Annotated in this window: 14 protein-coding genes and 1 pseudogene; 9 read left to right on the top strand and 6 right to left on the bottom strand. The window is 59.2% G+C overall.

Annotated elements, in window-relative coordinates; genetic code table 11:
* Positions 1 to 35 precede the first annotated feature (35 nt).
* Positions 36 to 512 (top strand): transcription elongation factor GreA, encoded by a 477-nt coding sequence (gene greA / locus IB244_RS14470; protein ID WP_018857193.1) that lies wholly within the window; start codon positions 36 to 38, stop codon positions 510 to 512.
* A 31-nt stretch (positions 513 to 543) separates the two neighbouring features.
* The gene (locus IB244_RS14465) at positions 544 to 1,593 is read left to right on the top strand and encodes a glycosyltransferase family 4 protein (protein ID WP_192304719.1); all 1,050 of its coding nucleotides are present in this window, start codon (positions 544 to 546) and stop codon (positions 1,591 to 1,593) included.
* Positions 1,594 to 1,602: 9 nt separating this feature from the next.
* Here the strand turns inward: IB244_RS14465 and IB244_RS14460 are convergent, their stop codons facing one another.
* The 3 genes from IB244_RS14460 to IB244_RS14450 form a co-directional block, all read right to left on the bottom strand.
* Positions 1,603 to 2,628, bottom strand: a complete 1,026-nt coding sequence (locus tag IB244_RS14460; protein WP_018857195.1) for a glycosyltransferase — start codon at positions 2,626 to 2,628, stop codon at positions 1,603 to 1,605.
* Positions 2,629 to 2,645: 17 nt separating this feature from the next.
* Positions 2,646 to 3,455, bottom strand: coding sequence for a glycosyltransferase family 2 protein (locus IB244_RS14455; protein WP_018857196.1), 810 nt, complete (start codon positions 3,453 to 3,455; stop codon positions 2,646 to 2,648).
* Positions 3,456 to 3,557: 102 nt separating this feature from the next.
* Positions 3,558 to 4,025, bottom strand: a complete 468-nt coding sequence (locus IB244_RS14450) for an Lrp/AsnC family transcriptional regulator (RefSeq protein ID WP_018857197.1) — start codon at positions 4,023 to 4,025, stop codon at positions 3,558 to 3,560.
* A gap of 234 nt (positions 4,026 to 4,259) precedes the next feature.
* Here IB244_RS14450 and trxB point away from each other — a divergent pair, with 234 nt between their 5' ends.
* The 5 genes from trxB to IB244_RS14425 all read left to right on the top strand — a co-directional run bounded on the left by trxB (position 4,260) and on the right by IB244_RS14425 (position 9,087).
* Positions 4,260 to 5,234, top strand: coding sequence for a thioredoxin-disulfide reductase (trxB, locus tag IB244_RS14445; protein ID WP_025661736.1), 975 nt, complete (start codon positions 4,260 to 4,262; stop codon positions 5,232 to 5,234).
* A gap of 23 nt (positions 5,235 to 5,257) precedes the next feature.
* Positions 5,258 to 6,154, top strand: a complete 897-nt coding sequence (locus IB244_RS14440; protein ID WP_018857199.1) for a LysR family transcriptional regulator VtlR — start codon at positions 5,258 to 5,260, stop codon at positions 6,152 to 6,154.
* Between the two features lie 541 nt (positions 6,155 to 6,695).
* Complete coding sequence (locus tag IB244_RS14435) at positions 6,696 to 6,989, top strand: ArsR/SmtB family transcription factor (protein WP_018857200.1); 294 nt, start codon at positions 6,696 to 6,698, stop codon at positions 6,987 to 6,989.
* A 97-nt stretch (positions 6,990 to 7,086) separates the two neighbouring features.
* Positions 7,087 to 8,211 carry an alkene reductase gene (locus IB244_RS14430; RefSeq protein WP_018857201.1) on the top strand — a complete coding sequence of 375 codons (1,125 nt, stop codon included), beginning with the start codon at positions 7,087 to 7,089 and terminating at the stop codon, positions 8,209 to 8,211.
* A 72-nt stretch (positions 8,212 to 8,283) separates the two neighbouring features.
* Entirely contained in the window at positions 8,284 to 9,087 is an 804-nt protein-coding gene (locus tag IB244_RS14425; protein WP_192304668.1) for an aminoglycoside phosphotransferase family protein, read from the top strand.
* Between the two features lie 40 nt (positions 9,088 to 9,127).
* Here the strand turns inward: IB244_RS14425 and IB244_RS14420 are convergent, their stop codons facing one another.
* Positions 9,128 to 10,138: an NAD-dependent epimerase/dehydratase family protein gene (locus IB244_RS14420; protein WP_062372892.1), complete on the bottom strand. Its 1,011-nt coding sequence runs from the start codon at positions 10,136 to 10,138 to the stop codon at positions 9,128 to 9,130.
* Positions 10,139 to 10,231: 93 nt separating this feature from the next.
* On the opposite strand from IB244_RS14420, the gene IB244_RS14415 reads away from it, so the two are divergent.
* On the top strand, positions 10,232 to 11,143 hold the full coding sequence (locus IB244_RS14415) for a LysR family transcriptional regulator (protein WP_192304666.1): 912 nt from the start codon (positions 10,232 to 10,234) through the stop codon (positions 11,141 to 11,143).
* A gap of 27 nt (positions 11,144 to 11,170) precedes the next feature.
* Here IB244_RS14415 and IB244_RS14410 read toward each other — a convergent pair whose 3' ends face one another.
* Positions 11,171 to 11,452, bottom strand: a complete 282-nt coding sequence (locus IB244_RS14410; RefSeq protein ID WP_007534149.1) for a DUF2188 domain-containing protein — start codon at positions 11,450 to 11,452, stop codon at positions 11,171 to 11,173.
* Positions 11,453 to 11,682: 230 nt separating this feature from the next.
* On the opposite strand from IB244_RS14410, the gene IB244_RS14405 reads away from it, so the two are divergent.
* Entirely contained in the window at positions 11,683 to 12,777 is a 1,095-nt protein-coding gene (locus tag IB244_RS14405; RefSeq protein WP_026371794.1) for a calcium:proton antiporter, read from the top strand.
* 39 nt (positions 12,778 to 12,816) lie between these two features.
* Here IB244_RS14405 and IB244_RS14400 read toward each other — a convergent pair.
* A pseudogene (locus tag IB244_RS14400) lies at positions 12,817 to 13,053 on the bottom strand (IS110 family transposase); the annotation flags it as partial.

The following is a 13,053-nucleotide window of genomic DNA, read 5'->3' as shown; positions in this document are numbered from 1 at the left end:
CGGCTAAGCGGACACGGGGAGTGAAGGACAGAAAAATGGTTGATAAGGTACCGATGACGCAGGGTGGTTTCGTCAAGCTGCAGGAAGAACTGCGCTGGCGTCAGCAGGAGGAGCGCCCCCGCATCATCGAGGCAATCGCCGAAGCCCGTGCCCATGGTGACCTCTCGGAGAACGCCGAATACCATGCGGCCAAGGAAGCGCAGAGCCACAACGAAGGCCGCATCAGCGAGCTTGAAGACCTGACCGCACGCGCGGAGGTCATCGACCTGTCGAAGATGTCCGGTGACAAGATCAAGTTCGGCGCGAAGGTGAAGCTCGTCGACGAGGACACCGAAGAAGAAAAGACCTATCAGATCGTCGGCGATCAGGAAGCCGATGTTAAGGCCGGCCGGATCTCCATCTCGTCGCCGATCGCTCGCGCGCTGATCGGCAAGGAAGTCGGCGACTCGATCGAAGTCAACGCACCCGGCGGCTCCAAGGCCTACGAAGTCCTTTCCATTTCCTGGGGCTGATTGATCCGTGGAAGGTCGCGGCCAACCGGCTATCGTCAATGTTAGTGACGTCGAGATTATTGCGCCGAACTTCAAAAAACGGCTCTCCGGCGTCACCTCCACCATCATTCAGCTGATCCCGGTCCAGCGCGTACTCGGCGAGAAGATTGCGACCCTCGGACCGGGCCTTCCAGCATCTCTGCCGCACATTCGCTTTCGCGACCTGCCGAAGCTTTGGCGCGCGCCGCGCTGTCGGCCCTTCCGCATATGGCACGCCCGCCGCAACATCGAGATGCTGCCGGCCATTCTCATGCGCGATGTCCTGCGCATGCCCCTGAAGATTGTCTTCACGTCGGCCTCTCAGCGCCGCCACACCGGCTGGACGAAATGGCTGATCTCCAGAATGGACGCCGTGATCGCGACCAGCGGCAAGACGGCAAACTATCTGGAAGTGCCGAACACCGTTGTTCTGCACGGAATAGACACGGCCCGCTTCTCTCCGGCGGAAGACAAGGCGACAGCCAAACAGCTGCTTGGTCTTGACGCCACGAAGAGGATCGCCGGCTGTTTCGGTCGCGTTCGTCACCAGAAGGGCACGGATCTTTTTGTCGACAGCATGATCCGCCTGCTGCCGACCCGACCGGACTGGATCGCCGTTATTGCCGGACGCGCAACATCCCAGCACGTCGAGTTCGAGAAGGAGCTGAAGGCGCGCGCTGCAGCCGCAGGCCTGGCCGATCGCATTCTATTCGTCGGCGAGCACACCAATATCAATGACTGGTATCGGACGCTCGACCTCTTCATTGCTCCACAGCGCTGGGAAGGCTTTGGTCTGACACCGCTCGAAGCGATGGCAACGGCGGTCCCCGTGGTCGCTACCGACGTCGGTGCGTTTCCTGAACTGCTGGTAACGGGCGCCAACGAAACCGGCCTCATCGTCCCGCGCGACGATCTCGGTACAATGGTTCAAGCGTCCAGTCTCTTCATGGATGACGAAAGCCGCCGACAGCTGGCATCGGCCCGCTCCCGAACTCATGCCATGAATACCTTCAGTATCGAAGGCGAAGCACGGAAGCTTGGCGCCATTTATCGGTCGCTTTAAGCGACGACATCAAGGCTTGCGCTTGAAAAGCTCGAGATAGGCGTTGGCAACTGCGTCTTCGGAGAACTGCTTCATCAGCGTCTCCCGCCCCCCCGCAGCAACCTTCGCGGCCAGTACCGGATCGTTGATCAGCCGTTCGATGGCGTGCGAGAAACCATCGGCATCGCCGATGTCAACCAGTAGCCCATTGTCACAGTCACGCATGAACCACGAGGGTCCCTCGGAGCGGCTGGAGACAACAGGCTTGCCCTGCGCCCAGGCCTCTAGAATGACATTGCCAAGCGGCTCGTGCTTTGACGGCATCACGAAAATATCGGCAGCGGCGACGAACGGCCGCGTATCCTTCTGCCAACCGAGAAAACGTACGCGGTCCATAACGCCAAGGTCCGCTGCGACCTTCTTGACGTTCTCCAATTCTTCGCCTTCGCCCGCAAGCCACAAATAGACATCAGGCAGCTTCGCCACCGCCGCCGTCAGCAAGGCAAATTCCTTGCGTGGTACGAAACGGCCCATCGACATCACGACGGGCGCATCAACCGGCGTGTTCAGCGACGCGCGATCGACGGGCGCCACTTGTTCAGTATTCGTGAAGTTCGAGATCACCTCGACGCCGCGTGTCCAGCCCAGCTTATTACGCACATGCTCGCCGATACCAGGCGTATTGCAAACGAGAATGTCGGAGTTTTTAAAGTAGCTGAGGTTTGTCGGGTAATCCCCAAGACGGGAGAGCTTGATACATCCCTTATAGTTCGGCATCAGTCGGCTGCCACGGGTCGCCCAAGAAAACAGCGCATCGGGCTTCTCCATACGCGCCATGTGTTTGACCCGCAAAGGCAATAGGATCCTGTCGGGTGAGAGATTTCGAAACTTGCTTTCGATGATGCGCGACGACTGCTCGATGTCCTTCCGCCATAGCCGGTTCGGACGGATGACCGCGGTTTGCTCGACGCCCCGGCGTGCCAGGGCGTTGACCAGATGAACAAAGAAACGCTCAGCACCGCCATCCTTGCCGAAATGATAATGCATCACTTTCATGATTGAACCTTTGGACCTTAGTGCCTTCCCGCATCATCAAAATTCGGATGCCGTTCGGCTGCCTTACGCTGATACAGCTTCGCCTGCGTCAGAAAGGCGTACACAGCACCTGTCATAGCTTCTATGAAGCCCGACGGCCCGCAACGCCATAGACCGTTATGAAAATAAAGGCGCCAGAAATAGAGCACCGGGCTGAAAATCAGTCTGAGGAAGGTCGTCCCCTCGCCTAAGGCGAAGTGCTGATCGGCCTTCAGGGTCGAATACTTGTTTTCCTTGAGGATCTGATCATCGATGATCAGTGGCCGGTAATGAAGAAGGCTGCCGGACTTTGCGTCCTCGACACGCCCCGTCGGCACTATGCCTTCATGAACAGCTTGCGTGAGATCATATGCGCCCCTGCCCTTGCGGATCAGCCGCAGGTTCCTGCGCTCGTGCACATGCACAGGGGTGTAGCCGTAACCGACCAGATAGGGGCGACGCGCCAGCCGCCACCCGACAATATCCTCGGAAGCGGCAATGAGCTCCGGCAAAAGCTTCCGCAGGGGTGCATCGAGCCGTTCATCGGAATCGATATTCAAGCGCCAAGGCTGCGTACACTGATCGAGTGCGAATTGCTTCTGCCCTGCGTAACCGCGCCAATTCTCGTGAAACACCCGGATCGGCCAGCCATTCTCGATATAGGACTCCAGCAGAGCAATCGTCCCGTCCGTCGAACCGGAGTCAACGACCACAATCTCCGCGCACTTATCCAGGCTCTCGATGCAATTGCCGAGATACGCTTCTTCGTTCAAGCAAATGATGAACGCGGAAATGGGCAATTTGGTCATTGGAATGATCTTCGTGTCTTTTTCCGCGGCAGAGCTAGCAAAGCGCCTTCACTACGGCATAAGCCGTTTCATTCATAGAGCAATGCTGCTTCTCTTGGCCGCTCAGACTTCGACCAGGCCCACCCGCTTGACCTGTCGGATCGTCAGCATCGTCCGCACGGTATCCACATGCTCATTCGCCGTCAGTACCTCGATAACGAAATCCTGGAAGCGCGTCAGGTTCTCTGCAACACAGTGCAGAAGGAAATCGCTATCCCCGGAAACCATCCAGGCCTGCCGCACGAGAGGCCACTGCGTAGTGGCGGCGGCAAAAGCCTTGAGGTTGGCTTCCGACTGATGCTTGAGGCCGACCATGCAGAAGGCGACAAGGTCGAAGCCGAGCTTCGGGCTGTTCAACATCGCGTGATAGCCTTCGATGACGCCAGTCTCTTCGAGCTTCCGCACGCGACGCAGGCACGGGGGCGCCGAAATCCCGACGCGGTCGGCGAGCTCGACATTGGTCATACGTCCGTCTGCCTGCAGCTCACGCAGTATCTTTATATCGATGGCATCGAGTTCGGCGCGAAGCACAATCCTGCCCTTCCTTTAATTCCTGGTCGCCAGCTTCTATATAAAGCGACGGAATTCGCAAGAAAGTTTCAACACGGCGATGGATTGTTGCACAGCGCGCCGAGAAAGCCTTGTTGGTAACGCAGGGCTGCCCTTGAATAAAAGCACTGGACGTTCATAAATGGCGAATGGATCGCGAAACGGCCTCATTCGCCTCTTAGCCGCCGCTCTCCCGACAGTCGAAAGGAAATACCCATGTCCGCCCGCCACACCAAGGTGCTCATTATCGGCTCCGGCCCTGCCGGCTACACGGCTGCCGTCTATGCAGCCCGTGCAATGCTGAAGCCAGTGCTGATCGCCGGCATGGAGCAAGGCGGACAGCTGATGATCACCACGGATGTGGAGAATTATCCGGGCTTTGCCGATCCCATCCAGGGACCTTGGCTGATGGATCAGATGCTGCAGCAGGCAAAGCATGTCGGCGCCGAAATCGTCAACGACATCGTCACCGAAGTCGAGATGAACCAGCGCCCGTTCGTGGCCCGCACCGACAGCGGCCAAGTCTGGACCGCCGATACCCTGATCATCGCGACCGGCGCCAAGGCAAAGTGGCTGGGCATCGAGAGCGAGCAGCATTTCCAGGGCTTCGGCGTCTCGGCCTGCGCGACCTGCGACGGTTTCTTCTACCGAAACAAGGACGTCATCGTCGTCGGCGGCGGCAACAGTGCCGTGGAGGAAGCGCTATACCTCTCCAACATCGCGAAGTCGGTGACGGTCGTTCACCGCCGCGACAGCTTCCGTTCGGAGAAAATCCTCCAGGAACGGCTGTTCTCGAAGGAGAACATCAAGGTCCTCTGGAACACCGAGGTCGCTGAAATCACCGGCACGCCGGCCAAGCCGCCGATGCCGCCGTCCGTTACGGGCGCTCGCCTGCGCGACACGCGCACGGGTGCGATCACCGAGGTTGCGGTCGACGGCGTCTTTGTTGCTATTGGACACGCCCCGGCAACCGAACTCTTCAAGGGCAAGCTGAAGCTGAAGGATAATGGCTATCTCTGGACCGCACCGGATTCGACGGCGACCAGCCTCGAAGGCGTTTATGCCGCTGGTGACGTGACCGACGACACGTTCCGCCAGGCGATCACCGCCGCCGGCTTGGGATGCATGGCAGCTCTCGAAGCCGAACGATATCTGACGGGCCATATGCCCGTCGCCGTGGCCGCAGAGTAGGACCGGCTATGAGGGGTGGGGGAATGCCATTGGATTGGGACAAGCTGCGTATCTTTCACGCAGCTGCCGAAGCGGGTTCGTTCACGCATGCGGCGGATAAACTGCATCTGTCCCAGTCCGCGATCAGCCGTCAGGTCAGCGCACTCGAGCAGGATGTCGGCACAAAGCTCTTTCACCGCCATGCGCGCGGTCTGATTCTGACGGAACAGGGCGAACTGCTTTATCGCACCGCCCACGACGTGCTCCTGAAGCTCGAAACCGTGAAGATGCAGCTAACCGAGACGACGGAAACGCCGACCGGAAAGCTGCGCGTAACGACGACGGTCGGCCTTGGCCAGGGTTGGCTGACCGACAAGATCCAGGAGTTCATGCAGCTCTACCCGGATGTCCAGATCCAGTTGATCCTCGACAACGAGGAAGTGGATGTGAACATGCGCTACGCGGATTGCGCCATCCGCCTGCGCCAGCCGGTGCAATCCGACTTGATCCAGCGCAAGCTGTTCACCGTTCACATGCACGTCTATGCGGCCCCCTCCTACATCAACCGCCATGGCGAGCCGCAGACGGTCGAGGACCTCGACAACCATCGTATCATTACCTTTGGCGAGCCCGCGCCGAGCTACCTGCTCGATGTCAACTGGCTTGAGGTCGCTGGACGCTCGTCCGACAACAAGCGCATCCCGCATCTGCAGATCAACAGCCAGACCTCGATCAAGCGCGCGTGCCTGCTCGGCATGGGCGTTGCCTGTATGCCCGACTACATCGTCGGACGAGATCCTGGCCTCATCCAGCTGCCGATTAACGCTGACGTTCCGTCGTTTGATACGTACTTCTGCTATCCTGACGAAATGAAAAATGCCGCCAAGCTGAAGGCTTTCCGCGACTTCATCGTCAGCAAGGCACGCAACTGGAACTTCTAGTTGCTCACCCTAGAAATACAAGCTGTGCAATATGCGCATGTCTGGCATGCATAAACTGGGGTTGCCGTTTGCTCATTAAAGCACCATATCGCACATAGCTGATGCACACGGTGGCTTTTCCTCCCAGTTCCACCGCATTAGCTGTTCCCCTCTGGAGGTTTTGACCTTCACACCTATAAGGGCCCCGATCTTTCGGCGGCCCTCTTTTTTTGCACGATTTTTTCGCATTGCAGCAGAAAATTGTGCAGCGCATAGCAGGCATGCGCAAACATGCATTGCAATCTGCCTCTTGAAGCAGCATATCCCACTCAGCTGATGCATTTCGTGGCTTCTCTCCCAGTGCCACCGCGTTAGCTGTTCCCCTCTGGAGGTTTATTGACCTTCACACCTTTAAAGGGCCCCGATTTTTCGGCGGCCCTCTTTTTTTGCCCAGAATTTAGCCAGATCCGAAAGAGCAGCAAATCACGCCGTCGTGTCTTGCATATCGAGTGTTGCCGATCCATATATCGTCTACGGACGATTTATAATTCGAAGAACGACGATGGAAAAAGACGAGATCCTGAAGGCGATCGCCCATCCGACCCGGATGGAAATTCTGAACTGGCTGAAGAAACCTGAGGAGCATTTCTCCACACAAGAACATCCGTTTGAGATGGGCGTCTGCGCCAGCCAGTTTGAGCGCTGCGGCCTGTCTCAGTCGACCGTATCAGCGCATCTCGCGACCCTGAACAGAGCAGGGCTTGTGACGACGAGACGCGTTGGCCAGTGGATCTTCTACAAGCGCAATGAGGAGACCATCGCGGCTTTCCTCAAGCAACTTTCGAAGGATCTGTAGCGTATGCGGCTGCGGCCCTAATTGGGCTCGCATCGTAACCTCCTCCCCCATCTTCGGCCTCGGCCGAGTGATCCTCCCGCACCAAGAAAGGACTCTCATGAGCAAGCTTTTCGAACCGACAAAGGTTGGCGACATTGCCATCAAGAACCATATCGTGATGGCGCCGCTGACGCGCAACCGCTCGCCGGGTGCCGTTCCGAACGACCTGAACGTCGAATACTACCGCCAGCGTGCGACGGCCGGCCTCATCATCACCGAGGCAACGGCCATCACACATCAGGGTCAGGGTTACGCGGACGTTCCCGGGCTTTACAAGAAGGAAGCGCTCGACGGCTGGAAGCGAGTGACGGATGCCGTCCACGCAGCAGGAGGCAAGATCGTCGTGCAGATGTGGCATGTCGGCCGTATCTCGCATACGACGCTGCAGCCGAACGGCGGCAAGCCCGTCTCTTCGACGAACCGCATCGCCAAGGCCAAGACGTACCTCGTCAATGACGATGGCACTGGCGCCTTTGCCGATACCTCCGAGCCGCGCGCCCTTCAAACCTCGGAAATCCCGGGCATCATCGAGGATTACCGCAAAGCTGCGCGCGCCGCGATCGACGCTGGCTTTGACGGTGTGGAAATTCACGGTGCAAATGGCTACCTGCTCGACCAGTTCCTGCGCGACGGCGTCAACGACCGCACCGATCAGTATGGTGGCTCGATCGAAAACCGCGCCCGCTTCACTTTCGAAGTGGTAGACGCCGTGACCAAGGAAATCGGCGCAGGCCGTACAGCCATTCGCATTTCGCCTGTCACGCCTTCGGGCGAGAGCTACGACTCCAACCCGCAAGCGCTCTTCACCCATGTCATCGAAGGCCTGGCGAAATATGATCTTGCCTATATTCACGTCATCGAAGGCCAGACCGGCGGCGACCGCGACTTCAAGCAGGGCACCAACGCCGCCTTCGACTATAAGGCTCTGCGCCAGGCCTATGAAAAGGCTGGCGGCAAGGCGAAGTGGATGGTCAACAACGGCTACGACCGGGACCTGGCGATTGATGCCGTCGAGAGCGGCCGCGCCGATCTCGTCGCTTTCGGAAAGCCATTCATCGCCAATCCGGATCTCGTGGGACGTCTGGAAAAGAACCTGCCACTGAATACGCCCGTGCAGGCCACCTTCTACGGCGGCGGACCAAAGGGTTACATCGACTATCCCGTGATCGAAAAGGCCGCCTGAACCATCAAGTGCCAACGGAATCCCGCCATTCGGCGGGATTTTCTTCTTCTAGCGCCTAGCTAACATGGCGCCATGTTCGAGTCGTACATCAAGCGCTGGCGACTGACCGTCGACGGCGAACCGATCATCACTCATTCCAGCCACCTCCTGCCCGTTCTCCGGGACGGCAAACCCGCCATGTTGAAAATCTCCAATGACGAGGCCGAGCAGGCTGGCGGCGCTTTGATGCAATGGTGGGGTGGCATCGGGGCAGCGAAAGTCTACGCCCACGACAACGAGGCAGTTCTGCTCGAGCGTGCAATGGGCCATCGCTCGCTGTTGGGAATGGCAATGGACGGCGCGGACGATACGGCGACCCGCATCATGTGCCGCACTGTCGCAGAACTTCACGCCCCACGCGAACAGCCTTTGCCGGACCTCATTCCACTGGCCCGCTGGTTTCGTGACCTGGAGCCGGCAGCACGTGCCCATGACGGCATTCTGGCCGAGTGCAACCACATCGCTGGAATACTGCTTGGAAATATCAGCGATCCCGTGGTCCTGCACGGCGACATTCACCACAGCAACATCCTCGATTTCGGCGAGGACGGCTGGCTGGCAATCGACCCCAAAGGCCTCATCGGCGAGCGTGGCTTCGACTACGCCAACATCTTCGCCAACCCAGATCTTCCGACAGTCACTTCCCCGGGCCGTCTGCAGAGGCAACTCCGGATCGTCGCGACCGAAACTGACCTAGATCCGAAACGGCTGCTGCAATGGATAGTCGCCTATTCCGGCTTGTCGGCGGCCTGGTTTCTGGGCGGCGGATCGACGGAACTGGCCCAAAGCCCCCTCGCAGTCGCGCGCATTGCGCTTGCCGAACTACAGCAGGGATAGGCACGCCGTAGGAGCCTCGCCGAGGCAGGCAAAAACAACACTAATACACCGCCTGCGCGGACGCGCGAGCCTCGAGTTCGTTCGGCTCAGCCGCCAGACACCCGAGTGCGACCAGGGAGCTACGAACAGCGTCGTCGATCGGGGTATGAGGCTCGCTGCCGAGTTCGGCAACCAACCGTTCGTTCGACATCCGCAGCGGCTCGCGCCAAAGGTACCGCATTTCCTTCAACTCGCGCATGAAGGTGACGAACGGGGCGGCCAGAGGCACGATCCACCACGGGAAGGCCCGCGTCTTTATCCTACTGCCGACAACCCGCTTGATTGCAGCGGCCATCTGGCTGCCATCGGCATCCCAGAAGCCATCCATGTGATACACGGCGAAGGGCGGAAGGCGATCACCACGCTCGACCAGACGGATCATCGTCTCAGCAACATCGGGCAGGTACGCCCACTGGTGTCCGACACCCGGCCGGGCCGGGTTCTTGACGGCCTCGACCGACTTTCCCGGCGTGACCATGCCTTGCGAAAACCAGCTGTTGGCAGCCCCCGGCCCGAAGTAGTCGCCGGCCCGAACGATGATGACGCGCGCGCCACTGCGCGAGGCAATCTCCAGTCGCCGTTCCATTTCGGCGCGGATCGCTCCCTTCATCGTCACGGGCTGCTGTGGACTATCCTCCCGAAGAACCGGAAAGGCATCCGGTCCGAAATTATAGACCGTGCCCGGCAGAACGATGCGCGCACCAACCGAATGTGCAGCGGCGATGGTGTTGTCGAGCATCGGGAGAACGAGCTTTTCCCAATCGCGGTAGCCCGGCGGATTGACAGCATGAATGATAAGGCTGACGCCGCGCGCCCCGGTCACGAGATCCTCGGCGTTCATCGCGTCGCCTTGGACCCACTCGAAGTCGGGCGCTTTCGCGCGAGCCTTCGCTGCATCGCGGTTCAGCGCCCTCACATGCCAACCGCACGCGGCGAGCTTCCGAGCGACCTCCCCTCCGATCCCGCCTGTTGCACCCAGTACCAGAGCAACCTGTCCGTTCTGCCCAGTCATGATGATCTCCGTCAATTTGAACTGAGCCAATCATGCGGGCATTTTCGGATAAACGAAATTGACGAATCTCGTATCGCAGATATACATAAATGCATGAAGAGAGAACCGGACTGGCATTTCTACCGGACGCTATTGGCTGTGCTGGAACACGGGTCGCTTTCTGCGGCGGCACGTGACCTCGGCCTGACGCAGCCGACCGTCGGACGGCACATCGATGCGCTCGAGAATTCAATCGGCTCGCAACTCTTCGTCCGCTCGCCGAGCGGTCTCTTGCCAACCGATGCAGCCCTTGAACTGAAACCCTATGCCCAAACGCTCGCAGCGACATCCGCCGCCCTGCTGCGAACTGCCTCGGGACATCGAGAGCAGGTTGCCGGCACCGTCCGGATAAGCGCCAGCGAGGTCATCGGCGTCGAGGTACTGCCTCCCATCCTTGCACCGCTGATGGCTGCCCATCCCGATCTCAACATCGAGCTTTCGGCGTCCGACGCGATCGAGGACCTTCTCAATCGGGAGGCGGATATTGCCGTCCGGATGGCAGAGCCGACCCAGGATCAACTTATCGGCCGCCGCATCGGAGAGATACCGCTCGGCTTTCACGCCCACCGGCGCTACCTGGCGCAACACGGCGCACCACTGGGGATGGCCGACCTCGCACGACATCGCCTCGTCGGCTTCGACCGGCAGACAGCCTATATCAGGACCATGATGGCGCGCTTTCCATTGCCAGACAATCTCGTCTTTGCGTTCAAGAGCGACAACCCGCTCGCGCAAATCTCGGCCATTCGTGCGGGTCTGGGGATTGGAATCTGCCAGATGGGCATCGCCGCGCAGGACCCAGATCTGTTGCCGGTTCTGCCCGAACTTTTCCGGATACCCCTCGACACGTGGGTCGTCATGCACGAAGGGATCAAAACGGCACGCCGCTACCGCGTCACGTTCGACGCGCTGGTAGACGGCCTGTTGAATTACACCAAGGGAACTGCGCATAAACGCCGGGGTTGATCATCACATGGATGATGACCCCTGTGCTCATGCGCGCGGCGAGGCTTCGCTGGAATGGCTTTTCCAGGTGCCGTCGACAACCTCAGTCTCCGGCCGGTCTCCGCCTTCGGCATACTCCTCATGCCATTTACCTTTGTCATCCTGCCAGCTGATCTCGGCGGAATCACCGCCAACCTGCTGTTCAGCTGCAACGATACGGGCTGCCTCAAGCGCTTCGGAGTGTGTCGGGAATGCTTCGGAGTAGACACCGCCCAACCGGTAGGCCCAGCCTCCGTCGTGAGGAACGACCTCGTAGACCACCTTGACCATGCCTCTCACTCCTCTTCTTCTTGTTTCGCGCTCGAATACTGACCGGATGGCATCCAGTGCGCGGGCCGCGTTGGAGGAAACGAGAGGGCGCCGCGATATGCTTCCGGCTGACCGATGCGTTAGTATTCCATTAAATTCTCAAGACTGCAAACTTACTCCCTCCGCTCACTAGCTTGCCATGCAAAATCATCGTTTTAGACTTGTCGGATGAATCGAACTCGGAGCTTTCCGTGAAAATCGCGTCGCGGCTGAAAGACGAAACGTTCCTGGTGTTGGCGATAGGCGTCGCGGCTATCGCCTATGTGTCGGAACATGCATTTCTTGAAATGGGGCGTGAGATATCGCTGATCGCCGCTGCCGGGCTCGTCGCCACCATCGTCCTTGCCTCAATCCGTGTCGCCCACCATGCGGAGATTCTCGCGATCAAGGTCGGCGACCCCTACGGCACGATGATCCTGACGCTGTCGGCAGTTGCAGTGGAAGTGATCATCCTCGCGATCATGATGACCGGCGAAAGCTCTCCGACGCTCGTGCGCGACACGATCTATTCAGCCCTGATGCTCGACATCAACGGCATACTCGGCCTCGCCGCGCTGCTCGGCGGCTTGAAGCACGGCGAGCAGCCGTACAACGACAACTCGGGCAAGACCTACGGCGTGATGATCCTGACCGCCATGGGTATCTCGATGATCGTTCCGGAATTCGTGCCGGCGGAAAAGTGGCACTACTACTCCGCCTTCACCATCCTGGCGATGATCGCCCTCTACGCACTCTTCCTGCGCATGCAGGTCGGTCAGCACAGTTACTTCTTCAGCTACGCCTATCCTCGCAGCGAGCGGAAAGGCGATCCGGATGAGCACTCGATCGAAGACTCCACGACCGCGTCGATCACCACCATCCTGGTTGGGGTCGTCATCATCGGCCTGCTCGCGGAATTCATGTCGACCTTCATGACGGAAGGCCTGCGGAATTCTGGCGCTCCCGTTGTCCTGACCGCCATCGTTGTCGCAGCGATCTCGGCGTCGCCCGAGATCTTGACGGCCCTTCGCGCGGCGCTGCGAAACCGCATGCAAGCGACCGTGAACATCGCCATGGGCGCGTCGCTATCGACCGTCATCCTCACGGTTCCGGTCATGGAGGCCATTGCCCTTTACACCGGCCAACCGTTCATCATGGCGATGACGCCGGTGCAGACCGTGATGGTGGCGATTACGCTGATTGCGGCGGCCATCAACCTCAACGACGGTGAGACCAACGCCATCGAAGGCATGACGCACTTCATCCTTTTTGTAACGTTCCTGATGCTGTCGGCGCTGGATCTCTGACACCGCCAACTCCAATCCTGCAAACAAAAAGCAACGGTGTTAGGCGTCAATCACCGTTGCTCGATAGTCTCTCATTTTGGCATTGAGGATTATGATCATCCTTCGCATGACCGCGACGAGAGCGACCTTTCCGGGCTTTCCTTTCGCTTTCAGTCGTTCGAAGATGGCCTTCATGGCTGGATCGAAGCGGATGGCGGGCAAGGCGGCGATGTAAAGGGCGTCGCGCACTGGTTTGCGGCCGCCGGCAATCATCCTCTTGCCACGCATCAGGCCACT

Source organism: Rhizobium sp. RHZ02, from assembly GCF_014851575.1.
In the GTDB taxonomy this organism is placed as follows: Bacteria; Pseudomonadota; Alphaproteobacteria; order Rhizobiales; family Rhizobiaceae; genus Rhizobium; species Rhizobium altiplani.
The sequence above is the reverse complement of the archived record's forward strand: the minus strand, read 5'-3'. Positions and strand labels throughout refer to the sequence as shown.